This is a genomic window from Actinoplanes sp. NBRC 101535, assembly GCF_030269225.1.
Taxonomy (GTDB): Bacteria; Actinomycetota; Actinomycetes; order Mycobacteriales; family Micromonosporaceae; genus Actinoplanes; species Actinoplanes rectilineatus.
Map to the genome: position 1 here is coordinate 46,150 of NZ_BSSY01000013.1, position 26,625 is coordinate 72,774.

The 26,625-nt window shown below is 70.0% G+C and carries 28 protein-coding genes and 1 riboswitch; of the genes, 17 read left to right on the forward strand and 11 right to left on the reverse strand.

Translation table 11 applies throughout. The features are described 5' to 3' along the window. Positions 1–110 precede the first annotated feature (110 nt). Genes QSK32_RS30485 through QSK32_RS30495 form a run of 3 tightly spaced genes read left to right on the forward strand, consistent with a single transcriptional unit; the run spans position 111 to position 2,948 of the window. Positions 111–560, forward strand: coding sequence for an Lrp/AsnC family transcriptional regulator (locus QSK32_RS30485; RefSeq protein WP_045740460.1), 450 nt, complete (start codon positions 111–113; stop codon positions 558–560). 1 nt (position 561) lies between these two features. Continuing rightward, positions 562–1,659, forward strand: coding sequence for an L-cysteine desulfhydrase Cds1 (cds1, locus tag QSK32_RS30490; protein WP_045740461.1), 1,098 nt, complete (start codon positions 562–564; stop codon positions 1,657–1,659). Positions 1,660–1,685: 26 nt separating this feature from the next. Next, on the forward strand, positions 1,686–2,948 hold the full coding sequence (locus QSK32_RS30495; RefSeq protein WP_285473846.1) for a hypothetical protein: 1,263 nt from the start codon (positions 1,686–1,688) through the stop codon (positions 2,946–2,948). On the opposite strand, the gene QSK32_RS30500 is transcribed toward QSK32_RS30495, so the two are convergent. The 3 genes from QSK32_RS30500 to QSK32_RS30510 form a co-directional block, all read right to left on the reverse strand. Next, entirely contained in the window at positions 2,932–3,561 is a 630-nt protein-coding gene (locus QSK32_RS30500) for a putative glycolipid-binding domain-containing protein (protein ID WP_285473847.1), read from the reverse strand. The genes QSK32_RS30495 and QSK32_RS30500 overlap by 17 nt on opposite strands. Before the next feature lie 302 nt (positions 3,562–3,863). After that, entirely contained in the window at positions 3,864–5,657 is a 1,794-nt protein-coding gene (locus tag QSK32_RS30505; protein WP_502872568.1) for a DEAD/DEAH box helicase, read from the reverse strand. A 348-nt stretch (positions 5,658–6,005) separates the two neighbouring features. After that, entirely contained in the window at positions 6,006–6,647 is a 642-nt protein-coding gene (locus tag QSK32_RS30510; RefSeq protein ID WP_052720161.1) for a hypothetical protein, read from the reverse strand. Positions 6,648–7,320: 673 nt separating this feature from the next. Here QSK32_RS30510 and QSK32_RS30515 point away from each other — a divergent pair. Further along, entirely contained in the window at positions 7,321–7,509 is a 189-nt protein-coding gene (locus QSK32_RS30515) for a hypothetical protein (RefSeq protein ID WP_285473848.1), read from the forward strand. Positions 7,510–8,567: 1,058 nt separating this feature from the next. Here the strand turns inward: QSK32_RS30515 and QSK32_RS30520 are convergent. Continuing rightward, complete coding sequence (locus QSK32_RS30520) at positions 8,568–10,121, reverse strand: C40 family peptidase (protein WP_285473849.1); 1,554 nt, start codon at positions 10,119–10,121, stop codon at positions 8,568–8,570. A gap of 329 nt (positions 10,122–10,450) precedes the next feature. Between QSK32_RS30520 and mqnE the strand changes: the two genes are divergently transcribed. From mqnE to fliQ, 7 genes are all read left to right on the forward strand, one after another. Further along, positions 10,451–11,620 (forward strand): aminofutalosine synthase MqnE, encoded by a 1,170-nt coding sequence (gene mqnE, locus QSK32_RS30525; protein WP_045740466.1) that lies wholly within the window; start codon positions 10,451–10,453, stop codon positions 11,618–11,620. A 95-nt stretch (positions 11,621–11,715) separates the two neighbouring features. Further along, positions 11,716–12,060: a hypothetical protein gene (locus tag QSK32_RS30530; protein ID WP_425394615.1), complete on the forward strand. Its 345-nt coding sequence runs from the start codon at positions 11,716–11,718 to the stop codon at positions 12,058–12,060. 13 nt (positions 12,061–12,073) lie between these two features. Then, a complete protein-coding gene (locus QSK32_RS45580; protein ID WP_353051000.1) occupies positions 12,074–12,625 on the forward strand; it encodes a DUF4229 domain-containing protein in 552 nt (183 codons plus the stop codon). A gap of 76 nt (positions 12,626–12,701) precedes the next feature. Then, a riboswitch (cobalamin riboswitch) is annotated at positions 12,702–12,765 on the forward strand. A gap of 116 nt (positions 12,766–12,881) precedes the next feature. Further along, on the forward strand, positions 12,882–13,808 hold the full coding sequence (locus tag QSK32_RS30540; protein WP_285473850.1) for an ABC transporter substrate-binding protein: 927 nt from the start codon (positions 12,882–12,884) through the stop codon (positions 13,806–13,808). Next, complete coding sequence (locus tag QSK32_RS30545; protein ID WP_502872569.1) at positions 13,805–14,944, forward strand: FecCD family ABC transporter permease; 1,140 nt, start codon at positions 13,805–13,807, stop codon at positions 14,942–14,944. Before QSK32_RS30540 ends, QSK32_RS30545 begins: the two co-directional genes overlap by 4 nt. Further along, complete coding sequence (locus QSK32_RS30550; RefSeq protein WP_285473851.1) at positions 14,941–15,705, forward strand: ABC transporter ATP-binding protein; 765 nt, start codon at positions 14,941–14,943, stop codon at positions 15,703–15,705. Before QSK32_RS30545 ends, QSK32_RS30550 begins: the two co-directional genes overlap by 4 nt. A gap of 52 nt (positions 15,706–15,757) precedes the next feature. Further along, positions 15,758–16,027, forward strand: a complete 270-nt coding sequence (gene fliQ, locus QSK32_RS30555; protein ID WP_045740470.1) for a flagellar biosynthesis protein FliQ — start codon at positions 15,758–15,760, stop codon at positions 16,025–16,027. A 4-nt stretch (positions 16,028–16,031) separates the two neighbouring features. Here fliQ and QSK32_RS30560 read toward each other — a convergent pair whose 3' ends face one another. The 5 genes from QSK32_RS30560 to QSK32_RS30580 are packed head-to-tail and all read right to left on the reverse strand — an operon-like array spanning position 16,032 to position 19,389. Continuing rightward, on the reverse strand, positions 16,032–16,787 hold the full coding sequence (locus QSK32_RS30560; RefSeq protein WP_285473852.1) for a VOC family protein: 756 nt from the start codon (positions 16,785–16,787) through the stop codon (positions 16,032–16,034). A gap of 52 nt (positions 16,788–16,839) precedes the next feature. Further along, positions 16,840–17,574, reverse strand: coding sequence for an ABC transporter permease (locus QSK32_RS30565; protein WP_285473853.1), 735 nt, complete (start codon positions 17,572–17,574; stop codon positions 16,840–16,842). Continuing rightward, positions 17,574–18,446 carry an ABC transporter ATP-binding protein gene (locus QSK32_RS30570; protein WP_285473854.1) on the reverse strand — a complete coding sequence of 291 codons (873 nt, stop codon included), beginning with the start codon at positions 18,444–18,446 and terminating at the stop codon, positions 17,574–17,576. Before QSK32_RS30570 ends, QSK32_RS30565 begins: the two co-directional genes overlap by 1 nt. Continuing rightward, complete coding sequence (locus tag QSK32_RS30575; protein ID WP_045740474.1) at positions 18,443–18,760, reverse strand: winged helix-turn-helix domain-containing protein; 318 nt, start codon at positions 18,758–18,760, stop codon at positions 18,443–18,445. The genes QSK32_RS30570 and QSK32_RS30575 overlap by 4 nt, the downstream gene beginning before the upstream one ends. Beyond that, entirely contained in the window at positions 18,757–19,389 is a 633-nt protein-coding gene (locus tag QSK32_RS30580) for a hypothetical protein (protein ID WP_045740475.1), read from the reverse strand. Before QSK32_RS30580 ends, QSK32_RS30575 begins: the two co-directional genes overlap by 4 nt. Positions 19,390–19,453: 64 nt before the next feature. Between QSK32_RS30580 and QSK32_RS30585 the strand changes: the two genes are divergently transcribed. Further along, a complete protein-coding gene (locus QSK32_RS30585; RefSeq protein ID WP_285473855.1) occupies positions 19,454–19,891 on the forward strand; it encodes a GNAT family N-acetyltransferase in 438 nt (145 codons plus the stop codon). Between the two features lie 59 nt (positions 19,892–19,950). Here QSK32_RS30585 and QSK32_RS30590 read toward each other — a convergent pair whose 3' ends face one another. Together QSK32_RS30590 and QSK32_RS30595 are read right to left on the reverse strand one after the other, a co-directional pair. Continuing rightward, positions 19,951–20,817, reverse strand: a complete 867-nt coding sequence (locus tag QSK32_RS30590; RefSeq protein WP_285473856.1) for an LLM class flavin-dependent oxidoreductase — start codon at positions 20,815–20,817, stop codon at positions 19,951–19,953. Continuing rightward, on the reverse strand, positions 20,817–22,823 hold the full coding sequence (locus QSK32_RS30595; protein ID WP_285473857.1) for a HelD family protein: 2,007 nt from the start codon (positions 22,821–22,823) through the stop codon (positions 20,817–20,819). The genes QSK32_RS30590 and QSK32_RS30595 overlap by 1 nt, the downstream gene beginning before the upstream one ends. A 333-nt stretch (positions 22,824–23,156) precedes the next feature. Between QSK32_RS30595 and QSK32_RS30600 the strand changes: the two genes are divergently transcribed. From QSK32_RS30600 to QSK32_RS30620, 5 genes are read left to right on the forward strand one after another with little or no spacing between them, the layout of a single operon-like run. Then, entirely contained in the window at positions 23,157–23,540 is a 384-nt protein-coding gene (locus tag QSK32_RS30600; protein WP_285473858.1) for a type II toxin-antitoxin system RelE/ParE family toxin, read from the forward strand. Further along, positions 23,530–23,847, forward strand: a complete 318-nt coding sequence (locus QSK32_RS30605) for a transcriptional regulator (protein WP_045740638.1) — start codon at positions 23,530–23,532, stop codon at positions 23,845–23,847. Before QSK32_RS30600 ends, QSK32_RS30605 begins: the two co-directional genes overlap by 11 nt. A 37-nt stretch (positions 23,848–23,884) precedes the next feature. Then, a complete protein-coding gene (locus tag QSK32_RS30610) occupies positions 23,885–24,466 on the forward strand; it encodes an ArsR/SmtB family transcription factor (protein ID WP_045740479.1) in 582 nt (193 codons plus the stop codon). A 43-nt stretch (positions 24,467–24,509) separates the two neighbouring features. Beyond that, positions 24,510–25,733 (forward strand): MFS transporter, encoded by a 1,224-nt coding sequence (locus QSK32_RS30615; RefSeq protein ID WP_285473859.1) that lies wholly within the window; start codon positions 24,510–24,512, stop codon positions 25,731–25,733. Between the two features lie 24 nt (positions 25,734–25,757). Further along, positions 25,758–26,609, forward strand: a complete 852-nt coding sequence (locus tag QSK32_RS30620; RefSeq protein ID WP_285473860.1) for a menaquinone biosynthetic enzyme MqnA/MqnD family protein — start codon at positions 25,758–25,760, stop codon at positions 26,607–26,609. The last annotated feature ends 16 nt before the right edge of the window (positions 26,610–26,625 follow it).

Sequence of the window (26,625 nt, forward strand, 5' to 3'; positions counted from 1 at the left end):
GTCCGTGAAATGCGGAAAAAGCCCCGATTGCGACAGTGGTCATTATCCTGCCCCCCATTCGCCGCTACCGGGCGTGAGTGCAGAGGTGCCACCCGATTAGGGTTTCAACCATGGACTCCATCGACCTCCGGCTGATCGACCTGCTACGGGAGAACGCCCGCTCGTCGTACGCCGAGCTCGCCCGCAAGGTCGGGCTCTCCGCCCCCGCGGTGCACGAGCGAGTGGGTAAGCTCGAAGCCGCCGGGACCGTTCGTGGCTACCGGGCCGACATCGACCATGAGGCGATCGGGCTCGGGGTCACCGCGCTGATCGGCATCATCGAGGACTCCGGCGCCGACACCGACGACGTGCTCGCCGCCTTCCGCGCGATGCCCGAGGTGGAGAGCTGCTACTTCATGGCCGGAGTGGAGTCTTACCAGCTCACCGTGCGGGTGGGCACCATCGCGGAGCTGGAGCAGCTGATCGTGCGGATCAACCGGACGGCCGGTGTCGCATCGACCCGGACCGCGATCGCGCTGTCCACCAAGTGGGAGAACCGCCCACAGCCGGGTCGTGGCTGAGATGACCGACTTCGCCCTGGACCGCTGTGACGAGACCGCCCGCGACTGGGCCCGCGACGCGATCGCCCTGGTCGAGGCGGACGCCAACCGCTCCGCCGACACGCATCTGCTGCCGTTCCCCCTCCCGGTCTCCTGGGGGATCGACCTCTATCTCAAGGACGAGTCCTCACACCCCACCGGTTCACTCAAGCACCGCCTGGCACGATCGCTATTCCTGTACGCACTGTGCAATGGCTGGATCGGGCCACACACGACGATCGTGGAAGCCTCGTCCGGATCGACAGCGGTGAGCGAAGCGTATTTCGCCCGAATGCTGGGATTGTCGTTCACCGCGGTGATGCCCGCCAGTACCTCCCCGGAGAAGATCTCGCTGATCGAGTTCCAGGGTGGCCGGTGCCATCTGGTCGACGATCCGACCATGGTGGTCAGCGAGGCCCGCCGTCTCGCCGCCGACCGGGACGGGCACTTCATGGACCAGTTCACGCACGCCGAACGGGCCACCGACTGGCGGGGCAACAACAACATCGCGGAGTCGATCTTCAGTCAGATGACGTTGGAGCGGCACCCCGTACCCTCGTGGGTCGTCGTCGGCGCCGGAACCGGCGGCACCAGCGCGACCATCGGCCGGTACGCCCGCTATCGCCGGTTCCCCACCAAGCTCTGCGTTGTCGACCCCGAGGGATCGGCCTTCTGGCAGGCTTATGTCGCCGGTGACTGGTCCGTGGTGACCGGCAAGGGCTCCCGCATCGAGGGGATCGGCCGGCCCCGCGTCGAAGCGTCCTTCCAGCCCGCCGTGGTGGACCGGATGATCCACGTACCGGACGCCGCGTCCCTGGCCGCCATGCGCGCCGGCACCGCCGTGCTGGGCCGCCGGCTGGGCGGGTCCACCGGCACCAACCTGTGGGGCGCGTTCGGCCTGATCGCCGAGATGCGCAACGCCGGGCGGACCGGATCGGTGGTGACGCTGATCTGCGACGGCGGCGAGAGGTACGCGGACACCTACTACTCCGACGAGTGGGTGGCCGCGCAGGGCCTGGACCTGACCGCACCCTCCACTGTGATCGACAGGTTCCTCAAGGAAGGCACCTGGGCCGTCTGAACGGGCGCATGATTAGATCCACGATCATGAAAAAGGCTGGGAAGTGGATCGCCGGGCTGAGCGCCACGGCCGTGCTCGTCGCGGGCGCGGCCGTCGCCGCGATCACCTTCTGGCCGGCGGCCGAGAAACCCGCCGAGGCCGTCCCGACCGTGGCGCCGCCCCGGGCACTGACCCCGTTCGAAGAGGCGAAAGCCCTGCTCGAGGCCCAGGCCGCCGGGCTGGAACAGGGCGACGAGAAGACGTGGCTGTCGGCGGTCGACCCCGAACAGCCCAAACTCGTCGCCCGGTACCGCACCCTCTTCCGCAACCTGCAAGGCCTCGGCGTCGGGCACGTGGAGTACCACGCCAGCCCGGAGCCGGAGAGCACCAAGGCCGAACCCGTGGTCTTCGCCCAGCTCGGCTACTGCTTCACCGACGGCCCCTGCCCGGCCTGGCGGGTGACCTTCGACGAGGGGCCGCCCAAGCTCAACCAGACCGTCACGTTCACCCTTCGCAGCGGCCGCTACGTGATCACCGGCCTGGCCGAGCCCGACGGCAACGTCCTGCCCTGGGAGAGCCGGCAGCTCAGCTTCGCCACCGGCAAGCGGGTCGTGGTCGCCGCCGCCGGCAGCCAGAAGAAACACCTGAAGACGGTGCTGAAAGCCGCCGAGAAAGCCGCCGTGGTCACCGACCGCTACGCGAAGATGATCGGCGGCGTGCCGGCCGGGCGCTACCGGATCTACCTGGCCGACGACGAGGCGTGGAAGACCTGGTACGGCGGCGGCAAGGCGAAATGGGTCGTCGGCTACGCCCGCCCGCTCAACGCGATCGGCCACGACGTGGTCCTGCACACCAGGAAGGTGCTCGACGACGACGTCGACGTGATCGTCCAGCACGAACTGGCCCACGTCGTCACCCTGGGCGGCGTCGGCACCTGGGACACCGCCGACGACCAGTGGCTGCTCGAAGGCATCGCCGAATACATCGGGATGCTGCCGAAGAAGGCGCCGGACACGTACAACCGCTACCGGCTCCAGGCGACGGCGGCGCGCAAGGGACTGCCGAAGTCGATCGCGGTGCCGACCCTCGACGCCGACGCCGACGACCTCACCGTCGACACCCTCTACGCCATGGGGCACTACGCCGCGGCGTGCATGGCGACGAAATACGGCGAAGCGAAACTGATGGACTTCACCGACCAGGTGCTGCGCCAAGGCAGGAAACCCGACGAGGCATCCCGGTCCGCCTTCGGCAAGCCGTTCGCGGCAGTCGACAAAACCTGCATGAGCTGGATCAGGCAGCGGGTGTGACCCGCCGGCCCAGACCTGGATAGTCCACGACGAAACCCTCGTCGTCGCAGGTCAGGTCGGCGCTGAAAGTCTCACTCGCATACCGCACCCGATTGCCGCCCAGCGGCGTGTAGATCTGGTCGGCCTGCACGACCTCCAAGCTCGGCACGCGGACCCACGCCACACTGAGCCGGTGCGAGACGCCCGGCTCGGCAGTCAGCAGCCCCAGCCGCCGGATCGGCAGACTGTTGGTGACCAGGGAACATCCGAGGTCGGCGTCGAAAGCACCGTAGAGCAGGTCGGGATCCTCGCTGCCGGGCGACGCCGCCCGGGCGTGCCCCGCGGCGACCAGCGCCGCATCCAGGTCACCCTGCTCGGAACCGGTGATCCGCCAACGCCCGGCCGCCAACTCCAGACGCACACCCCGGGCCCAGCCCGCCCCCTCGGTGCGCACATCCAGCCGGGCCGTCGTCCCGTCCCCATCGGTCTGCAACTCGTAATGGCAGGCGTAGGCGACCGGTGCGGCAGCCAGAGCAGTGCCCCGGGCGTACCACCCGGCCCGGGTCTCCAACAGGACGTGCTCGGCACCGGACACGTCCCGGCGCTCCCAGAACAGCGCGATGGGCAGCGGCATGGGAGTGAAGGTACCCGCCCCACACGTCTCTCTACCGCGCTTCGCGCACCCGTCCCCCTCCCGGCGATCCCGTCACCCTCTTTCTCTCGTACGCGCAAGGTGGCGCAGCCAAGCGAAAAAGGCGGTCGGCCCGGAAAAAAGCGAGGAGCCCCCGGGTACACACGAGGTGTATCCGAGGGCTCCCTGCACGGTAGGCCGCCCGATCAGCGGCCTGCCGGTCGTTCAGTCAGCACGGCCGCTCAGTCGGCGGCCGGCCGGTTGATCAGTCCGTATGGCCGTCCAGTCGGCGGCCGGCCGGTTGATCAGTAGCTGCGCGCCGGGCGGGACGTGCCGAAACGACCCTGGGCCGGGCCGTCACGCCGATCGGTGCGAGGACCGTCGGTACGACGCTGCCCGGTCGGACGGTCACCGGTCCGCGGCTGACGGTCGCCGAAGGAACGGTCACCGGCCGGACGCTCGGAGCGCCCCCGGTCACCGTAGCCACCGCGGTCGCCACTCGGACGGTCGCCGTAACCGCCACGGTCGCCGCCACTCGGACGGTCACCGTAGCTGCGGCCGCCGCTGGGACGGTCGCCGTAGCCACCGCGGTCGCCACTGGGACGGTCGCTGTAGCCACCACGGTCGCCGCCGGCCGGACGGTCACCGTAGGAACGCTGCGGGCGGTCACCGAAACCACGGTCACCACGGTCGTTGCGGTCACGGTCACCGAACGAACGCTGCGGGCGGTCACCGAACCGGCGCTCGCCACCACCACTGCGCGGACGGTCACCGAACCGGCGCGAACCACCGGAACGCTCCCGGCGCGGCTCCGGCTCCTCGACCACCGGGATGCCACTGGGCTCACGAGCCCCGGTGATCTCGGCCAGACGCTCGTCGCCCAGACGCACCCGAACCTCGTCCGGGGAGACGCCGGCCTTGGTCATCATGGCCTGCGTGGTGCGCCGCTGCTTCGGCAGAACCAGCGTCACCACGGCACCCGACTCACCGGCCCGAGCCGTACGGCCCGCGCGGTGCAGGTAGTCCTTCGGGTCCTTCGGCGGGTCCACGTGCATGACCAGCGAGATGCCGTCGACGTGGATGCCACGGGCGGCCACGTCGGTGGCGACCAGGACGTTCGTCCGGCCTTCCTTGAACTCCGCAAGCGTGCGGGTGCGAACCCGCTGGGTCTTGCCGCCGTGCAGCGCGCCGGCGCGGACGCCGACCGCCGCCAGCTGCTCGACCAGCCGGTCCACGCCCATCTGGGTGCGGGCGAAGACGATCGTCTTGCCGGCCCGGTTCGCGATCCACGAGGTGATCGGGAACTTGTCGGACGGCGGGATCAGCAGCAGGTGGTGATCCATGGTGGACACGCTCGCCTCGGCCGGAGCCGTCGAGTGCGTGACCGGGTCGTGCATGAAACGCTTGACCAGGGTGTCGACGTCACCGTCCAGAGTGGCCGAGAACAGCAGGCGCTGCGCATTCTCCGGCGTCTTGGACAGCAGGTCGGTGACCTCGGGCAGGAAGCCCATGTCGGCCATCTGGTCGGCCTCGTCGAGAACGGTCACCTCGACGTCGTCCAGACGGCAGGCACCGCGCTCGATCAGGTCGGCGAGCCGGCCCGGGGTCGCGACGATGACCTCGACGCCGCGGCGCAGCGCGTCCATCTGACGGTCGTAGGGAACGCCGCCGACAGCGGTCTTCAGGAAGACACCGACGGAACGACCGATCGGCATCAGCGAGTCGGCGACCTGCATCGCCAGCTCACGGGTCGGAACCAGGATCAGAGCCTTGGGGTAGTGCGGGCGAGCCTTGCCACTCAGCGCCGTGCGGGCGAGCACCGGCAGGCCGAAAGCGAGCGTCTTGCCGGAACCGGTCTGGCCACGGCCGAGCACATCGCGCCCCGCGAGGGCGTCGGGCACGGTGGCGGCCTGGATCTCGAACGGGGTGGTGATGCCCTCACGGTTGAGAACGCGCACGATCTCGGAGGGAAGGCCCAGGTCGGCGAAACCGCGAGCCGGAGCAGCGGCGGGAGCGTCGGTGCTCTCCGGCGCGGGCAGCTCGGCCTCGCTGGTCTCGTGAACGGACGGGAACGTGCTGGGGTCAGCGAAAGTCGTCAAGAGAACCTCTCTACGGGGGCGCACGCTCGCGAATGACCCGCTGCAGCCCGCTGAGACCGCTCGCTGAAATGCCCGCAAGAACGCCCGTGGCGCGCACCGGATGGGCGCGCCGCATCAATAACTACCATCAGTGTACGGGTGAACGTCTGCGACCCCGACCGCATTCCCGGTGCGTAGTGGGCAGGCTCACCTCGATGCAAAACCTCGCCAGCTTAGATGCTGCCAACCGCGAGGGCAAACATCAGGCATTTCCATGCTGGTGGCGGGGCGTGATGTCGGAAAACCGACGGATCTTGAAAAGGATTCGACGGCGGGCCGGACCGCACCCGCCGTGCCGGCGACCGGACGTCAGTTCGTGAGGTTCTTGACCATCTCGGAGACGGCGTCACCCGCAGTGAACGCGAAGATCAGACTCACCGTGACGAGCAGACCCAGCACCACGAGCATCGCCACGACGACCTTGACGTTGCTGCGGCGCTCCTCGACGGGGGCGGTGTACCAGCCCTGCGCGAGGATGTGCCCGGTCAGCGAACCGGAATTCTCCACCGGGTCCATGGAGACCGGCATCGTGGTGTCGATCGACGGGTAGCCGCCGGTGCCGTAGACCGTGCCACCCAGCTGATGCGCCTGCTGGGACTGCTGGCCGCGCTGCTGCGGAACCATCTGCGTGGGCGGTTCGCCGTTACCGTACGCGGCGGGGCTGGGCATGCCGGAGATCCGAACCGGCTGCGTCAGGTCGCCCGCGTTGACGGCCTGCGTGAGGTCGCCCGCGTTGACGGCCTGCGTGAGGTCGCCCGCGTTGACGGCCTGCGTGAGGTCGCCCGCGTTGACGGCCTGGGTCAGGTCACCGGCGTGGACGGCCTGGGTCAGGTCACCGATGTTGACCGGCTGGGTCAGGTCGGCGACCGCGTTCGACAGGCCGGCGAGAGAGACCGGCTGTGTCAGATCGGCGTTGTCCGGCGAGACCGGATAACCCGGGTGCGACGTCACGGGGGGTGCTCCGAACGACGTGGGTGGCAGGCCGGAAGACCCGGCACTGGGCGGAAGGGTATAGCTGGGAAGTCCGTTACCCATCATCGGGGGCGACGGAACCGGCGGCGTCGGACCTGGTCCGGGCGGACCGGGGAACGGGCTGGGCACAGGGCCGGGCGGGTACGGCCCGGGGCTGGGCGGCACAGGGCTGGGCCCGGGGCCGGGTGGCACCGGACTGGGCCCGGGGCCGGGTGGCACAGGGCTCGGCCCGGGACCCGGCGGCACAGGGCTCGGCCCGGGGCCGGGTGGCACCGGGTTCGGTCCCGGTTCGGGTGGCGTGGGGCTGGGCCCGGGGCCGGGCGGAACCGGACTCGGTCCTGGGGCCGGCGGAACCGGGTTCGGACCCGGGCCCGGCGGAACGGGCGACGGGGCCGGCTCCGGTGCGGGAGTCGGGAACGGCGCGGGCGGCTCCGTGAACGGCGCGGGCGGCGGCTTGATCGGCTCAGGGCGGCCGGGTTCCGCCGGCTCAGGGCGGCTGGGCTCTGCCGGCTCAGCGGTCGTGCTCGGCGTAGTCAGCTCGGTGGACTCGGACTCGGACTCGGACTCGGACGCGGACTCCGACTCGTCGATCGGCGAGCGCGCAGAACCGTAGAGAGTCGGCGCGACCGTCAGGCTGCTCGACGCAGGAGCCGTGTTCGGAGTGCTCGGCGTCGCCGATGTGTTCGGAGTGGCCGGGATGCCCGGTTCAGCCGTCGTGTTCGGCGCGGACGGCTTGCCCGTTCCAGCCGTGGAGCTCAGCGTGGTCGGCCTGTCCTGTGCAACCGTGGAGCTCGGCGTGGTCGGCTCGGGCTTGTCGATCGGCGTGCGCGCGGAACCGTAGACAGTCGGCGTGCTCGGCGCGGCCCCCGACGTCGGCGCCGCACTTCCCGCCCCGTGGAGGGAGCCGGGCACCGAGGCACGGGCAGCACCACTAGTCGGAACAGCGGAGATCGGTCGCGCCGACCCACCAGAGGCGTTCTTGCCCGAACCCGAGAACCAGCTCTCCTGCGCCTTGCCCGCCCCCGAAACCGGCGCAGCCCCACTGACAGGCGCGGCAGAGACAGGAGAAGCAGAGACAGGAGAAGCAGAGACAGGAGACGCAGAGACCGGCGCGGCCGACACGGGCGCGGCAGAGACGGGGGCAGCGGAGACGGGAGCGGCTGGCACGGGAGCGGCGGAAACTGGCGCAGCTGAGACCGGGGCAGCTGAGACCGGCGCCGAGCCCGAAACAGGTGCGGCGGACACGGGCACCGCGGACACCGGCGCTGAGCCGGACGCCGGGACTGCGGAAACCGGGGCGGATCCCGAAACCCTTGCGGGCGGGGCCGAGACCGAAGCCGAGCCGATCACCGGAGGCCCGGAGACGGATGTCGTGCCCGCTGCTGGGGGCACGGAGACGGATGCCGTGCCCGCTGCTGGAGGCCCGGAGACGGATGCCGTGCCCGCTGCTGGAGGCCCGGAGACGGACGCCGCGCCCGCTGCCGGGGGGCCGGAGGCGGGGGTTGCACCCGCGGGCGGGCTGGAGACCGGCGCGGAACCGGTGGCTGGTCGGGCCGCGGCCGACCACAGGGCGCCCGGTGCCGGTGGTGGCGGCGGGGAGTAGCCCTCCGCATCGGACACGGGCTGCTGCGCGCCGGACGGCATGCCGGTCTTGCCGTCCCGGCGCGACTGCTGCTCGTCCATGGGTCCTCCCGAACCACCGCCGCCGAAGGTTTCGGACGTCGGGCGTTGTCTTAACCGTGCCACATCAGCCGGCGTCAGCACACCCGGCGTAGGCCCACGAAGGCACCTCCGGGCGTCCTATGGACGGCTTACCGGTTCGGACGGAATTCCCCGACGTCGTACCACTTGATAACGGGATTAATTGTCGTCGGTCTTGTCAACGGACGAAGCGGACGCCTAGGACGCCTTCGCCGCAGCGGACGAAGCCGCAGCTGAGGCGGCTGCCGAGGAGGCCGCAGCGGACGAAGCGGCGGCCGACGATGCCGCAGCCGCCGACGCCGCGGCCGAGGACGCCGCCGCCGAGGACGCCGACGCGGACGGGTTGGCCGCCGCGGACGACTCGCTGGGCTCCGCCGTCGGTTTCGGTTCGGACGACGACTCGCTGGGCTCCGGCGTGGGCGACGAGGACGACGGCGGTGGGTTGGTCGTCTTCGACGGGCTGGGCGACGACGGCGGGTTGGTCGTCTTCGACGGGCTGGGCGAGGCCGGCGGGTTGGTCGTCTTCGACGGGCTCGGCGAGGCCGGCGGCGACGTCGTCTTGGAGGAGGACGGGGACGGCTTCGCCGTGGTCGGCGAGGTGGCCGGTTCGTCCGGGTCGGGCGAGCCGAGCACCGGGTTGTCCGCGACGCCCTCGACCGAGCCGAACACCCGGGTCGCCTGGAAGAGGCGGGACCAGCGGACCGGCGTGAGCCGGACGTTGAGGCCGGTGCGCGGGGCCTCGACCATCATGCCGTCACCCGCGTACATCGCGACGTGGTGGATGCCCGTCCAACTGCTGGAGGAGCTGAAGAAGAGAAGGTCACCGGGGAGCAGCGAGTAACGGTCGACCACCTTGTTGCGGGTCTGGTAGTACTGGTCGCGGGAGACGCGGACCAGTGGGAACCCGACGCCGCGATACGCCGCATACATCAGCCCGGAGCAGTCGAACTCGTCCGGGCCCTCCTCGGACCAGACATACGGGTCGCCGCGCTGGGCCAACGCGTACTGAAGAGCCTGGAGTGCCCGCGGGTCGGCGCTGCGCCCGGCCGTCTCGCCGGCGAGGTATCCGGTGCTGAGCTGCTGGTCGGCCGCGCTGGCACTGGTCTCGGCGGCGGTCAGCTCACCGGCGTGGGTGGTCTCGTATTTCTGGAGATCGGCCTGCTTGGTGGTGATCTGGGTGTTGAGCGTCGTCCACTGCGCGGACAGGTCGGCGTGCAGGCCGGTGGCGGTGACCTGGTCGGCGAGCGCCACCTGGAGGGTGTCCCGGGCGGCCGAGAGACGGCGGGCGGCCGCCTCGTCGGAGAGGCCGTCACCGCGCTGGACGCGGGCCAGGGTGTCCAGGTCGAGCAGGCCGGAGTCGAGGGCGCCGGGCGGCAGCGCGGCGGCGGCCTGGACGGCGGCCGAGGCGGCTGCCGCGGCGTCGGCCTGAGCCTGCCGCAGCGCCTCCTGCGCCTGGGTGACCTTCTGACTGGCGGTGGTCACCTGGGTCTGGGCCAGGTCGCGGTCCTGTCCGATGCGGATGAGCTGGTCACCGAGGACGCTGATCTCGGCGCGGCGTTTCTCGGCCTCCTGGACGACCGGGTTGGTCGACGTGCTGACGGGGCTGACCGTGCTGGTCGTGCTGCTGGACTGGCCGGGAAGCGTGAGCGTGCCGAGCGGTAGCGGGCGGGAGCCGACGTTGGGCACCGAGGTGATGGTGCCGTTGTTGTCCGGGGCGCTGGGGGCGGCCATCGCGGGGATGGGCTGGAACATGGTGGCGATGGCCGCGGCGACCGCCGCCGAGTACGCGATCGGCCGAAGCCATGGGTGTGCAAAGCTCGTCGGCTTGGTCGACCTGGTCGATCTGTGCCGGTATGCCTTGGACATGAGCTCCCCGTCCGCGAGGGCTGTGACCGTCGCTAGTAGTCCCTAAAGGTTCATACCGCAAGAGACGCACCGGTGTCGATCGAAAGAAGTTGAAAGCACGCTGAGAATCTTTCGGCTTCCTGGTGCCGCGGGTTACCCCGGCGCACGTTGCGTGCTGGTTGTCGGAGGGTGCACGTACTCTCGACGGCGAGGTGACGGAAGGGGCGACGGCGAACATGGATGCCGGATTGAAGCGTGAGCTCGAGGCCAAGGTCTATGCGGGCGAGCGACTGACCCGTGAGGACGGCATCGCGCTCTACGCGTCGGACGATCTCGCCTGGCTCGGCCGGCTGGCGCACCACAAGCGCACCGAGATGAACGGTGAGCGGGTGATGTTCAACGTCAACCGCCATCTGAACCTGACGAACGTCTGCTCCGCCAGTTGTGCGTACTGCTCCTTCCAGCGCAAGCCGGGGGAGAAGGACGCCTACACGATGCGCATCGACGAGGCCGTCGCCAAGGCCAAGGAGATGGAGGACGAGCAGCTCACCGAGCTCCACATCGTCAACGGCCTGCACCCGGCGCTGCCCTGGCGTTACTACCCCAAGGTGCTGCGCGAGCTGAAAGCCGCTCTGCCGAACGTGAAGCTGAAGTGCTTCACCGCCACCGAGGTGCAGTGGTTCGAGAAGATCAGCGGCCTGTCGGCGAGCGAGATCCTCGACGAGCTGATGGACGCCGGCCTGGAGTCGCTGACCGGCGGCGGCGCCGAGATCTTCGACTGGGAGGTCCGGCAGCACATCGTCGACCACGCCTGCCACTGGGAGGACTGGTCGCGGATCCACCGGCTGGCCCACGAGAAGGGCATGCGGACCCCGGCGACGATGCTCTACGGCCACATCGAGGAGCCGCGGCACCGGGTCGACCACGTGCTGCGCCTGCGCGAGCTGCAGGACGAGACCGGTGGCTTCGCCGTCTTCATCCCGCTGCGTTACCAGCACGACTTCCACGACTCGGCGGACGGCAAGATCCGCAACCGGATTCAGGAACGCACCACGATGGCCGCTCCGGCCGAGTCGCTCAAGACGTTCGCCGTCTCCCGGCTGCTCTTCGACAACGTGCCGCACGTGAAGTGCTTCTGGGTCATGCACGGCCTGTCGGTCGCCCAGCTCTCGCTGAACTTCGGCGCCGACGACCTGGACGGCTCGGTCGTGGAATACAAGATCACCCACGACGCCGACTCCTACGGCACCCCCGGCACCATGCACCGCGACGACCTGCTGCACCTGATCTGGGACGCGGGCTTCCAGCCGGTCGAGCGCAACACGCGCTACGAGGTCGTCAAGGAGTATGAGGCGGCGCCGAGCCTGGCCGACCGGCGCAGCGAGCCGCAGAAGGTCTGGGCCTGACGGTGACCCGGACGAGCCCACAGAGGAGCGTGCGCGGCCTCCGGCGGGACTCCGGTGGCCGTCTGGCGACCATCGGCGATCTGCTGGGTTCCGCCATGGCCGGGTTCGTGGTCGGTCTCGTCGTGCTGCTGATCTTCGAGGGGATCATGGCGCTGACCGGCTTCGGTCAGTTCGGCGAGTCGAACGGCTGGCTGGCGGTGATCCTCCCGGTCTGGCTGTTCACCGAGGAGTTCCGGGCGGAGGGCTTCGGCGCGCACCGGGTGCTGGTCGCCGGTCTCGCCGGCGGGTTCGGTGTCGCGGCCGGGATGAGCCTGGCCGGTCTGGTCACCATGCTGGCGCCGCCCTTGGTCAGCGGCGCTGTCGGCGCCGTCACCGGTACGGTCGTGTACTGCTTGATCTGGTTCTACGGCCTCCGATGGCTCAGCCATCGGTCCGGCTGAGGGAGAGAAGACGATGAGCCCCGCCTTCAAATACACGCTCGGCCGTTTCGGACTGTTCCTGGCCGCTTTCGTTCTGCTCTGGCCGGTTCCGCTGAACCCCCTGGTCAAGGTCATGGTGGCGTTCGTGGCGTCGGCCGCCCTGTCCTTCCTGCTGCTGCGCCGTTGGCGTGACGAGATGGCCGAGCAGCTCGGTTCGGTCGCGGCCAAGCGCACCGCGGAGAAGCAGCGCCTGCGGTCGGCCCTGGCCGGCGACGAGGACGCGGCCGCAGCCGGTGACCGGGTGGCCGCCGCCGACGCTGTGAAGACCACGGACGCTGTGAAGACCACGGACGCCGTGAAGACCGCCGACCCGGTGAAGAGCCCAGAGCCGGTGCAGGAAACGGAGACGGTGCAGAAGCCCGAGCCCGACGCCAAGGCCGAAACCGAGCCCGATGCCAAGGCCGAGCCCGAGGCCGATGCCGATGCCGATGCCAAGACTGAGGCCAAGACCGAGATCGAAGCCGAGGCCGAAACCGAGATCGAGGCGGAACCGGTCAAGGTGGAGGCGGAGAAGGGCCGCTCGTAAGGGCGGCACATGACGTACGGGCACTGCCGACGCCCCGGAATTGGGCTAGCGTTCCCCTGACCGCGCCGCAGCGAATTCCGGTGTGAATCCGGAGCTGTCCCGCAACTGTGATCCCTCCGTTCCGTGAGGTCCTAGCCAGGTCGCCTGGGCGCCGGTCGCGATTCAGCGCTCTCGGGGAGGGGCGCCTCGCGGACGGGCGGTTCGTGTCTTCCTCCTGTCGGCGAAGCACCACGTCGCCCGGCCGACAGGAGGATTCGTGAAACGTCTGCTGACTTCGGTGGTCACGGCCGCCGCACTGCTGCTCACCGGTTGTGGCGGGGACGGAGGAGGCGGCACCCCGGCCGCGGACCGGTCGGGCGCCGCGGCGGCGTACCCGGTGACGGTGGGGGGTGTGACCCTCACCGCCCAGCCGGAGAAGGTGGTCTCGCTCAGTCCGACCGCCACCGAGATGCTCTTCGCGATCGGTGCCGGACCGCAGGTGACGGCGGTCGACGATCAGTCGAACTTCCCGCCGGAGGCGCCGCGGTCCGATCTGTCCGGTTACAAGCCGAACGCCGAGGCGATCGCGGCGACGGACCCGGACCTGGTGGTGATCGCCAACGACAGCGACAACATCGTCGCGCAGCTGGGCAGGCTGGCGATCCCGGTGCATCTGGTTCCGGCGGCTGCGTCGCTCGACGACACCTACCGGGAGATCCGGGAGTTGGGTGCGCTGACCGGCCACACCGCGGACGCGGAGAAGGTGACCGGGGAGATGGCCACCCGGATCGACGAGATCGTGGCGTCGGTGCCGGCCCGGAGCAGGCCGTTGAGCTACTACTACGAGATCAGCGCCGATTTCTACTCGGCGACGTCGAAGACCTTCATCGGCTCGGTTTTCAGCCGGTTCGGGATGACCAATGTGGCCGATGCCGCCGATCCGGACGGCACCAGCGGCGGCTATCCGCAGCTGTCGCAGGAGGCCCTGGTGAAGGCGAACCCGGACACCGTCTTCCTGGCCGACACCAAGTGCTGTCAGCAGTCCGCCGCGACGGTGGCGGCCCGGCCCGGCTGGTCGTCGATCGCCGCGGTCAGGAACGGTCAGATCCACGCCCTCGACGACGACATCGCCTCGCGGTGGGGGCCCCGCACGGTCGATCTGGTCCAGGCGGTCGCCGACGCGGTGCGCAAGGCCCCCGCGTGATCTCGCCGGCCGGTCGTGGCCAGGCCGGCCGTGATCCGGGCAGTCGCCAACCGGCCGACCGTGATCCGGGCAGTCGCCAACCGGCCGGCCGTAAACCGGGCAATCGTAAACCGGCCGGCCTGCGACCGGTCTGGCTCGCCGCCGCCGTGCTGTCCCTGCTGGCAGTGGTGATCGCGGGACTAGCCCTGGGCTCGGTCCGGCTGCCGCCCGCCGGCGTCGCCGTGGAACTGCTGGACCTGCTTCCCGGCGTACACCTGAACAGTGGTCTCAGTGAGCGTGAGGCGGCGATCCTGACCGAGCTCCGCCTGCCGCGCGTGGTGCTGGGGCTGCTGGTCGGCGCGATGCTGGCGCTGGCCGGTGCGGCCTACCAGGGCGCTTTTCGCAATCCGCTCGCCGATCCGCACCTGCTCGGAGTGGCCGCGGGCGCCGGCCTCGGGGTGACCGCGATGATCGTGCTGGGTGCGGAGGCGACGGCGCAGGGCGCGGTGCCGGCGGCGGCCTTCGCCGGTGCACTGTGCGCGGTGGCGCTGACCTGGCTGCTCGGTGCGGCCGGGGGACGGGACCGGTCGCCGGCCGCGTTGATCCTGGCCGGGGTGGCGGTGTCGTCGTTCCTGTCCGCGGTGCAGACCTACCTGCTGCAGCGGCACGTCGACTCGCTGCAGCAGGTGTACTCGTGGCTGCTCGGCCGGCTCGGCACCGCGGGCTGGCGGGACGTGCTCGTGGTGCTGCCCTACGCGCTGGTCACCGCGGTGATCGTGCTGTCCCGCCGCCGCGAGCTGGACGTGCTGACCGTCGGCGACGCGGAGGCGAGGAGTCTGGGACTGCACCCGCAGCGCAGCCGCTATCTGCTGATCATCGCGGCGTCACTGGGCACCGCGGCGGCCGTCTCGGTGTCCGGTCTGATCGGCTTCGTCGGGATCATCGTGCCGCACACCATCCGGCTGCTGACCGGTCCCAGTTACCGCTCGCTGCTGCCGCTGTCGTTGCTGTTCGGGGCGGCGTTCCTGGTCCTGACCGACCTGCTGGCCCGGACCGCGGGCGGGGCGGCGGAGATCCCGATCGGGGTGGTGACCGCGTTTCTGGGTGCGCCGTTCTTCATCCTGGTGCTGCGCACCAGCCGAGCGGTGCAGACATGATCAAAACCGAGGCGCTGACGGTACGCCTGGACGGCACCCCCGTGGTCCAGGACGTGGATCTCGACGTCGCCGAGGGCGAATGGGTGACCGTGATCGGACCGAACGGCGCGGGCAAGTCCACGGCGTTACGGGCGATCGGCGGGCTCCTGCCGTTCTCCGGCACGGTCCGGCTGAACGGTGTGCCGGTGGACCGGATGTACCGGCGGGACCGGGCCCGCGCCGTCGCCACGGTCGTCCAGTCGCCGGTGGTGCCGCCCGGGATGCTGGTCTTCGACTATGTGCTGCTGGGGCGTACCCCCTATATCGCCCCGCTGGGCCGTGAGTCGGAGGCCGACCTGGCCGTCGCCGACGAGGTCCTCGCCGCGCTCGACCTGGCACCGTTCGCCGGGCGGCGGCTGGAGACCCTGTCCGGCGGGGAACGCCAGCGCGTCTTCCTGGCCCGTGCCCTGGCCCAGGGTGCCGGGATCCTGCTGCTGGACGAGCCGACCAGTGCCCTGGACATCGGCCACCAGCAGGAGGTTCTGGAACTCGTCGACCGGCTGCGCACCGAGCGGGGCCTGACCGTGCTGGCGACCATGCACGACCTGACCACCGCCGGCGAGTACGCCGACCGCATGCTCCTGCTGGCAGCCGGCCGTGTGGTGGCCGCGGGCCGTCCCGCCCAGGTGCTGACCGAGGAGATCCTGGCCGAGCACTATCGGGTCAAGGTTCGGGTGATCGCCGGCGACCACGGCCCGCTGGTACTCCCGATTCGCACCTGATCGGCAACCGTTTCGCACTTGTCCCGGGCGGAAACCGCCCGACTCGGAGGGTATGACCGACGAGATGGTGGTCCAGCTCGCGCTCCAGTCCATGAACATCGCGGCGAAGATGGCGGCGCCCGTCCTGCTGACCGCCCTCGGCGTGGGCTTCGTGATCTCGCTGTTCCAGTCGGTCACGCAGATCCAGGAGGCGACCCTCTCGTTCGTCCCCAAGGCGATCGCGATCGGCGCGGTGCTGCTGTTCGCCGGCAACTGGATGCTGCACGAGATGATGACCTTCACCGAGCAGATGTTCGACAAGATCCCGTCGCTGCTGAGCTGACGTCCTACTTGGCCAGTATGGCGAAGGTGCCGCCCTGCGGGTCCTCGATCACCGCGTACCGGCCGACCGCGATCGTGGTCGGCGGGTGGAGCACGTGGCCGCCGAGGGCGGAGGCGTGTTCGGCCGCCGCGTCGCAGTCGCCGACCGCGAAGTAGACCAGCCAGTGCGGTGGCATGTCGTCCGGCCAGGCGCTGCCGATCATCAGCTGCATGCCGGCCACCTGAATGTGGTTGCGTTCGCAGATCACGTAGGGCAGGCCGCCGACGTGGGTGTCCTGGAACGTCCAGCCGAACACCGCGCCGTAGAACGCCTTCGCGCCCTCCAGGTCCCGGGTGTTCAGCTCGTTCCAGGTCAGCGCGCCGGGCAGGTCGAACACCTCGGCCCCGCGCATCATCCCGGCCTCCCAGACGCTGAACGGCGCGCCGGCCGGGTCCAGGAACGCGCCCATGCGTCCCTGATCCACCACGTCGAACGGGGCGACCAGCACCTTGCCGGTGCTGGCCTCGACCCGGGCGGCGACCGTGTCGGCGTCGGCCGCCGCGAAATAGGTGCTCCAGGCGGTCTGCTGGCCCTCGCCGAAGAGTGGGCCGGCGCCGGCCACCGGCAGGCCGTTGAGCCGGAAGGTGGTGTAACCCCCGAACTCGTCGCCGGACACGTCGGCGGTCCAGCCGAACAACGCGGTGTAGAAACGGGCCGCGTCACCGAGGTCGGCGGTGGCCAGATCCACCCAGTTGGGAACTCCAGGCGTCGGATGGCTCATGCGTGGCATCGTCGCATTTACATGCCACCACCCGGATAAAAGTGTCAGAGTTCTAGCCGAACCGGCGACCTTCGTCACGGCGGTACGCCCAGAGGGCGATCAGACCGAACAGGACCGTCCAGCCGACCAGGCTCAGCGCGGAACCCAGGTCCGGGCGGTACTCGCCGACCGTCGCCCACATCAGCCGCACCGCGCCGCCGGTCGGCAGGTAGGGGGCGATGACCTCGACGAACTTCGGCGCGCCGCCGGGCGGGGCCATCAGACCGCCGCCGAACGCCAACGGCAGGAACAGCACCTGGGCCACCACGATCGCGGCCTTCTGCGGCAGCCAGTAGCCGATCGCCAGCCCCATCAGGATGAACGGCACCGAGATGACCGCGGTGACCAGGATCGCGAGCAGGAACGTCAGCGGGGCGATGGAGGCCTCGGTGAAGAGCGCGGCGATCAGCACCACCGGTGCCAGCGCGATCGCCATCATCACCAGGCCGGACAGCAGGCGGCCGGTGAACCGGGGTGCGGCGCCGGCGGGCAGGGTCCGCACGTAGGGGTCCCACGGCTGGGCGCGGTCCTCGGAGACACCGATGCCGTACTGGAAGAGGTTGGTGCTCATCACCGCGAAGGTGATCATCGACGCGGTCGCGTAGGTGGCGGCCACCGGGTCGTGCCGGGTGAACGGGACGACGAAGGCCAGCATCGACGCGGCCGGCCAGAACGCGCTGCCGATCACCGCGATCGGGATCCGGAACACTTCGAGGAGCTGGAAACGGGCGTGGGTCAGGGCGAGCATCAGTCTCTCCCGGCGGTCAGGGCCAGGAAGGCCTCTTCCAGCGAGGTCGGACGGACCTCCAGGTCGTGGAATGTGACGTCCTTCGCCACCAGGTCCCGGACCAGCTGGTCGGCATCCGGGGTGTAGAGGTGCCGACGATTCCCGGCAAGCTCCGTGCGCACCAGATTTTCAAGATCCGGCAGGGGTACGTCCGAAGTCAGGCTGACCCGGCGCATCCCGACCAGTCCGCGAACCGACTCGACGCTGTCGTCCGCGAGGACGCGGCCCTGGGCGAGCACCACCACCCGCCGGGCCAGCGCCTCGATCTCCTCCAGGTAGTGGCTGGTCAGCACGACCGTGCCACCCTCGGCGTGGAACTCGCGGACGCCCGCCCAGAGTGAGTGCCGCGCCTCCACGTCCAGACCGGTCGTCGGCTCGTCCAGGAAGACGATCTCCGGTCGCCCGGCGAACGCGAGCGCCACCGCGAGGCGGCGTTTCTGCCCGCCGGAGAGCCCGCCGGTCTGCCGCCGGATCAGGTCGGTCAGCCCGAAGCGGTCCAGCAGCACGTTGCGGGGGAGGGGGTCGGGGAAGTGGGCGCGTACAAAATCGACCACCTCACCCACCCGCAGCCCCGCCGGAAGCCCGGTCTCCTGCGGGGTGACGCCGAGCCGGCGACGACTGGCCGGGTCGCGCGGGTCCCCACCGCACAGCAGGGCCCGCCCGGAGGTCGGCCGCCGGGTGCCGGTCAGCAGGCTGACCAGGGTGCTCTTGCCGGCGCCGTTCGGGCCGAGCAGCCCGACCAGCTCGCCGGCCCGTACCTCGAGGTCGACCTCGTCGAGGGCGAGGGTGTCGCCGTAGCGCCGGGTCAGGCGCTCGGCGCTTGCATGGATCATGGCTCCTCCGGAGGGGTGATCAGCGTGCGCAGGGCGGTGACGTAGTCCTCGAAGGCGCGGCGTCCGCGCCGGGTGAGATGGATCAGGGTGGCCGGGGTGCGCCCGTGATGCGTCTTGGTGACCTCCACGTATCCGGCCTCCTCGAGTTTTCGCAGGTGAACCGAGAGGTTTCCGGCCGTCATCCGGAGGATCTCCTGCAGCCGGGGGAAGGCGATCCGGTCCTCGGTGTTGAGTTTGGAGAGTGCCGAGATCACCCGGAGCCGGGCCTGTGCGTGGATGACGGGGTCGAGATCGGGAAGGGTTTCGTCGCTCATCGCAGCCGGAGCCACCCGATCAGCCCGGCGACCAGCAGGCCGCCGCCACCGGCGATCGAGATGATCAGTGCGTGCCATCCGGGTCCGGCCAGGACGCCGATCACGTTGACGCCGCTGATCCACGCGCCGAGCGTGAACATGTTGGTGTCGTTGAAGATCGCGGCGCCGGCCATGAAGATCGCGCCGACCAGCGCGACCATGCCGCCGCCCCAGAGGATGCCGATGTAGAGCTCGGGCACCACGGCGCTGAGACGGGCGAAGACGATGGACATCCCGGCGAAGCCGGCGGACCACGCGAAGCCGTACATCGTGCCCTGCCGTGCGGTGGGCCCGGAGACCTGCCGCGACGACCGGGTGCCGACCACGGCGCTGGTGGCGCCGGCCGCCGCGATCAGCGTGACGAACACGGCGGACGGCAGCCAGCCGGGCATGTCGACGAGGATCCGGCCGTCCGGCCCGAAGCGCAGGAAGAACAGCATCGAACCGATCAGCCAGGTCACGCCCCACGGCCAGAACATCAGGCGCGGGTCGGGGGTGAGCTCGCGCTCGAGATTGGCCTGCTCCGCCTCGATCAGGCGCAGCGCCTCGGCGGGGTCCTCGAAGGACTGGTCGTCCTCGGTCGATGTCATGCCAACTACTTTACGGCACAAAGTCAAAGAAGTTTGTATCGCAAACCTGACTAGTCTGAGCCGCATGATGATCTTGCGTGCCGCGCGGGCCGCCGAACTCCCCGCGATTCTGGCGTTCTGGCAGGTGGCGGCCGAGAACGACAGCCGGCCGGCGGACACCTCCGCCGCGATCGAGGCCCTGCACCGCCGCGACCCCGGCGCGCTGATCGTCGCGGTCGACAGCGACGAGATCATCGGCACGGTCATCGCCGGATGGGACGGTTGGCGCTGCCACCTCTACCGCCTGGCGGTCGCCCCCTCACGGCGCCGCGAGGGCATCGGCGGCAGGCTGATTGCCGCGGCCGAAGACCGATTCAGATCCTTCGGGGGTACGCGCAGCGACGCCATGGTCCTGGACGCCAACCAGCGCGCCCACGGGATCTGGGCGGCGCACGGCTACAGCCCACAGCCTGAATGGTCCCGCTGGGTGAAGGCGCTCCCCGCGCCGGAAACGCCCCGCTGACCGTGGTTATCCACAGCCTGCGGGACAGGCTGTGGATAACCCGGATGAGCGGTGGTGGCCTAGCTCTCCAGCGCGGCGATCGCGGTCCGCACCTGGGCGATCGGATCCGGGCCCAGCGGCCGCAGCACGATCGTGCTGACGTGCGCATCGGCGAGCTGTCGCACCTTCGCCGGCAGCTCGCCGACCGCCCCGATCAGCGAGAACAACTCCTCCGGCTGCTTGCCCAGCCACGCCGCCTGACCGGCCACCAGCTCGCCGGTGTACTTCTCGATCCGCGACGCGTCGTCGTCCACATAGAGGTACGTGAACACGATCAGCTGGTGGTCGTCGCCGGCGCCACCCCGGCGGATGTGCTCCAGGGACGCGGCCAGCTCGGCCGGCCCGTTGCCCTCGGCGATGATCGTGCCGTCGGCGATCCGTCCGGAGAGCTCCAGCGAACGCGGCTTCACCACACCGGTCACGATGGGCGGCTGCACGGTCGGCGGATGCACCAGGCGTACCCCGTCGATGTGCACCTCGCGGCCGTCGAGAATGACCTCGTCCCCGCGGAGCAGGCCGCGGACCGCCAGGACCGTCTCCTCCAGCATCGCCAGCTTCGATTTCGCCTCGACACCGACCTGACGCATCCACTCCGGCACACCATGACCGATCCCGGCCACGATCCGGCCGGGGTGGACCCGGGCCAGATTGGCGATCTCCATGGCGAACAGGGCCGGATTGCGCAGCGGCGCCGGGGCGATACCGATGCCGACAGTGATCCGGCTGGTGGCGGCCAGGGCCAGGGCGGCCGAGCTGATACCGCCGGTCCAGCCCAGATCCTCCACCAGCCACAACTCGTCGGCGCCGGCCTCCTCCACGGCGGCGGCGAAGGCGGGCAGGTCCTCGGGGGCACGGTCGCGGTCGAAAATCACTCCGATACGGGGCATCATGCGAGCCTAAGCGGATCCGGCAAAGGCTTCGAGTGCATGACCGAAAGCCGCGTCACCGCACGGGTGAGGACGACGTACAGCCGGTGCAGGCCCTTCGGCTCGGCGGCCACGATGTCCGCGGGCTCGTGGACGACGACATGGTCGTACTCCAGACCCTTGACCATGGTCGCGGGCACCACCATGACGCGCGCCGCGGTCTCGACCTCATCGGGCGTCGCGTGCTCGATCCCGGCGGCGGTGAGCTCCGCGCGCAGACGGTCGACCGCGTCGTCCGCGGCGATCACCGCCACCGAACCCTCGTGCCCCAGCGCGGCGGTCACCTCGTCGATCGTCCGGGCGTCCAGATCGGCGGGATCCGGCACCTCGACCACGTCGAGATCACCGTCGCGGCGCAGCGAGACGGCCTCCGGAACGTTCACCCCGAGTGCCGGCAACAGGCGATTGGCGAGAGCGACGACCTTCTCGGGTACGCGGAAACCGACGGTCAACGGCACCACCGGCGCATCCGGCTTACCCAGGTGGACCAGGATGTCCCGCCAGTCGGTGGCGGCCCACGGGGCGGTGCCCTGCGCCAGGTCCCCGAGCAGCGTGATCGACCCGTGCTCGCTGCGCCGGGCGATCACCCGGGCCTGCATGGGCGACAGGTCCTGCGCCTCGTCGACGACCACGTGACCGAAACTGTTCTCCCGCTCGAGCAGCCCGGCGGCCTCGTCGACGAGCAGCAGGTCACCGGTGCTGAACTTCGCCGACTTGACCGTCCTGGGCGGCTTGACCCAGCGGATCGTCTCCTGCTCCTCCGCGGTCAGCAGGTCACCGGCGATCGACGGATCGGTGAGCAGCGACACCACCAGCGACTCCGGGGTGACGGCCGGCCAGCTGGCCTCGAGGAACTCCGCCACCGGCTTGATCCTGCTCATCCTGCGCAGCCACGGTTCGCCGGGCGAGTTGCCGGTGCGGTACTCCGACTGGCGCTGCAACAGGCCCACCACACGGGCGCGGACCCGCTCGCGGCCGACGGCGTAGGGCAGGCCTTCCCGGCGGGCCTCGTCGACGATCCGCCGTAGCGGCTCCACGTCGATCCGCCACCGGTACGAACCGTCGGACACCATGATCGGCTCGACGGGTCTGGCCAGCCGCCCCCACAGTGCCTGGTGGAGCACCTTCGCCATGCGTACGTCATGTTTGAGGGCAGCGACCTCGGGCGGGTCGACCACCTTGACCGGCGCCCGGCCGATCAGATCCTCCAGCGTGGACTGCTGCACCTCGACCTCGCCGAGGGTCGGCAGGACCGCGGAGATGTAGGAGAGGAACGCGCCGTTCGGCCCGACGATCAGCACCCCGGACCGTCGCAGCCGTTCTCGGTGCAGGTAGAGCAGGAAGGCGGCCCGGTGCAGGCCGACCGCGGTCTTGCCGGTGCCGGGGGCGCCCTGGACGCAGATCGAGTCGCTCAGCTCGGCCCGGACCAGCTCGTCCTGTTCCGGCTGGATGGTGGCGACGATGTCGCGCATCGGTCCGACACGCGGCCGTTCGATCTCGGCGGTCAGGATGCGGCTGCTGGTGCCGAGTTCCTCACCCCGGTCCAGGTGCTCGTCCTCGAAGCTGGTCAGTTCCCCTTTGACGAACCCGAATCGGCGCCGCGTGCTCACCCCCTGCGGGTCACGGACGCTGGCCCGGTAGAACGACCGCGACAGCGGCGCCCGCCAGTCCAGCACCATCGGTTCCCCGGCGTCGTCGGTGACGTGCCGGCGCCCCACGTGGTACGCGCTCTCGTCGATGTCGAGCCGTCCGAAGAACAGTGGCGTGTCCGGGTCGTCGGCGAGTTCCTTGACCCGGCGGGCCATGTGCCGGCCGAGCTGTTCGGCGGTGTACGCGTCCCCGGCCACCTTGTCACCGGTGGAGAAGAGTGACTGTGCGCGGTCCCGCATCCGCCGCAGCGCGTCCCGCGACTCGGTCAGGTGGGTGCGTTCGGTGCTGAGTTCGAGGTCCAGGTCAGAATCGGGCACAAAGCACCCCAGAAGTATCAGATCCGGAGCTTCCGCGTTTCCCCAAGGCGTGTCGGCCGCCGAGTGGCGCGGAGACGCCCGCTGCGGTGCATGCTCACCACGGCCGTCAAGCGACCAGTCAGCCTAGTCACCTCTCATCCCTCCTTCCACCGTTTTTCAGTCCACAGGATGGCGTTTCCCGTCTAGCCATCGACACCTGCGAGTGCTTTTCCTTGCCTGCGGACTGTCTGCTCTGCGTTGAATGGCGCGCACAGAAGCGGATGAGCTGCCGCTTCCGGGTGACGTCGTATCTCGAAGTTAATAATTTTGTTAACCTGAGCGGAGCATGGCGAGTTGGACTGCTGGGAGATCTTCCTGACCGACGAGGTCGCGGAGTTCTTAGACGGATTGAACGATCACGACGAGGCCAGTCACTGGCTCGTCAACCAGGCGATCCTGGTTCTCGAACGAAACGGTCCCGGTCAGGGGCGTCCATTGGTGGACAGACTTACGGGTTCCAACATTTCCAATCTGAAAGAGTTGAGGCCGCCGTCGGCGGGGCGGACGGAGGTCAGGATCCTGTTCGTCTTCGACCCGTGGAGGTCTGCGGTGTTGTTGGTGGCAGGGGATAAATCCGGGCAGTGGAGCCGGTGGTACCGCAAGGCGATACCGGAGGCGGAACGGCGGTACGCCGTCTACCTGGAAGAGCGGCGGAAGGGGATGCGTGATGGGTTTTAAGCGGTGGCGGGATACCGATCACCTGGCTCGGGCGATCGAGGGTGCCGGCGGGCCGGAGGCCTTCGAGCAGGGCGTCAAGCAGATGCTCGACGAAGCGCGCGGATGGCGGCTGGCGGAGATGCGTAAGCGGCGTGGGATGACGCAGGAGCAGGTGGCGGCCCAGATGGGTGTCTCGGTGGCACGGGTCTCGCAGATCGAGTCCGGCTCGGTCTCCACTCAGGATGTGCTGGCGCGTTACGTCGCCGCGCTCGGCGGGACGCTGGTGCTGGTGGCGGATTTCGGGGACGAGCAGCTCAAGGTGGCCTGAGCGGTCGGCTCGCCGGCACCTGACCGAGAATGGGGGCATGGCTGAGCAGGGGAGTGGGCGGTCGAATGTCTGGGTCACCGATGCGCGGACCATGCGAGCCCTCGCGCACCCCGTCCGGGTCGAGATCGTCGATCACCTGATCGCCTCGGGGGCGACGATGTCCGCGACCGAGTGTGCCGAGCTTGTCGGGCTGTCGCCGAGTGCGGCCAGCTACCACCTTCGTGAGCTGGCCAAGTATGGGCTGGTCGAGCACGCGCCGGGGCGCGGGGACGGGCGCGAGCGGCTGTGGCGCGGTGTCGGCAACAGTCTGTACATCGCCGGCGACACCGATCAGCCGGAGTCGGTCGCGGCGGAGCGGGCGCTGATCGACCTCAACCTGTCGCGGAACAACGCGCGGATCACCGCCTACGTGGAGCAGCAGTCGGAGGAGCCGAAGGAGTGGCGGGACGCCGCCGGCATCCAGGCCCATCAGCTGCTGCTCACTGCCGAGGAGCTTCAGGAGATCACCGAGCAGGTGCGGGCGGTGCTCGAGCCCTATCGGGTACGCGAACGGCAGGCCGAGGCGCCGGAGGGGGCGCGGGCGGTCTTCGCGTACTTCGCGGCGGTCCCCAAGGTGTAGCCGGGCCTTGCGTTCCGCAGATGTGAAGGATTATTTTCGAAGCATGTCCTTCACATCTGCGGATCCCGCGTGCACGGAAACCCCGCAGACCTCCCGCTGGCCGGACGTCTACCTGGTTGCGGGCGGCCGGGCGATCACGGTCTGCGGCGACTTCCTGGCGGCGACCACCCTCGCCCTCGTGCTGCAGGAGTCCGGGCACGGCGGCCTGGCCGTCTCCGGCCTGATGCTCGCGGCCGGCCTTCCGCTGGCCGTGCTCGCGCCGCTGGCCGGACGGCTGGTGGACCGGGCGGACAGCCGTACCCTGCTGATCCTGATGGGTCTCGCCCAGGCCGCGGTGAGCCTGGTCCTGGCCTTCACCACCCACCCGGTCCTGATCATCGTGCTGGTGGCGCTGCTGGCCTGCGGGCTGACCGTCACCCAGCCGACGCTGCAGGCGCTGGTGCCGCGCATGGTCACCCCGGACGACCTGGCCCGGGCCAGCGGCATCATCCAGACGTCCGGGCAGATCGGCATGCTGATCGCCCCGGCGCTGGCCGGGATCCTGGTCGGCCTGACCGGTCCGCGGGTGCCGCTGCTGATCGACGCGGCCAGCTACCTCGCACTGATCGCCATCGGTCTGCTGCTGCGCACCCGGCGGAGCCGTCCGGAGCGGGCGGCGACCGGTGGTGTCGTCGCCTTCCGCCTCTGGGACGATCGGGTGCTCACCGCGATCACCGTCGCCGTCGCGGCCGTCGTCGCCGGGGTGGGCGCGATCAACGTGTTCGACGTGTTCTTCATCCGCGAGACGCTCGGCGCGTCGAGCATCGTCTACGGGTTCGTCGCCGCCTCCTGGACGGTCGGCATGGTGGCCGGCAGCCTGGCCGTGGGCCGTTTCGCGCCGCACCGGTTCACCGGCCGGATGGTGCTCGCCATGCTCGCGCTCTGCTGCGTGGCTGTCGTCGCCGGTTCGGCGGTCGGCAGCGCGGGCTGGCTGATCCCGTTGTGGGTGCTCGGCGGCTTCGGCAACGGCATCGTCAACGTCTGCTGCTCGATGCTGATCGCGGCCCGGGTGCCGTCCGCCGCCCACGGCCGGGCCTTCTCGGTCTTCAGCGCGACGATCCAGACGGCGGGCATGGCCGGCCTGTTCGCGGCGGGCCCCCTGGTCGAGGCCTTCGACCCCCGCCTGCTGGTCGCCGCAGCCGGCCTCGCGGGCCTCGTCGCGGCCGCAGCCTGCCTGCCCCTGGTGCGACATTCACCACCCCCCAACGCTCCCCACGCGCGCTCCTGATCGAGGCGGGGATAGCGTCGGGGGATGAGCGACAGCGTTCGTCGGCCGCGGGTCGGGCACATCCAGTTTCTCAACTGTCTTCCGATCTACTGGGGTTTGATGCGCTCGGGCGCTCTGCTCGACGTCGACCTGCACAAGGACACGCCGGACCGGCTCAGTGCGGCCTTGGTCGCCGGGGATCTGGACATCGGGCCGATCACGCTCGTCGAATATCTGCGGCATGCCGACGAGTTGTTGCTGCTGCCGGATCTGGCGGTGGGCAGTGACGGTCCGGTGCTGTCGGTCAACCTGGTGTCGACGCGGCCGCCGGAGGAGCTGGACGGGCGCCCGGTGGCGCTCGGTTCCACGTCGCGGACCGGGGTGCTGCTGGCGCAGCTGCTGCTGGCCGAGCGGTACGGGGTCGAGCCGGAGTATTTCCGGTGCCCGCCGGATCTGACCGCGATGCTGCTGGAGGCGGACGCCGGTGTGCTGATCGGCGACCCGGCTCTGCGGGCCATGTACGAGGCCCCCGAGCAGGGGTTGCAGGTGATCGACCTGGCGGAGGCGTGGAAGGAGTGGACCGGCCTGCCGATGGTGTTCGCGGTGTGGGCGGTCCGTAAGGACTTCGCGGCTGCGCATCCGGGCCGGGTCAAGGACGTGCACGAGGCGTTCCAGCGGTCGAAGGAGTTGTGTCTCGGCGAGCTGGACGAGGTCGCCGAGGCGGCGGCCCGCTGGGAGCCGTTCGACGCGGCGACGCTGGCGAACTATTTCCGGGTGCTCGACTTCTCGCTCGGGGAGCGGCAGGTCGCCGGGGTCCGGGAGTTCGCCCATCGTGCGGCGCTTCGCGGCGAGGTGCCGGCTCTGTCCGCTGATGGTCCCGCATTTGCCGATGTGTAAAACCGCAGGTTGATCT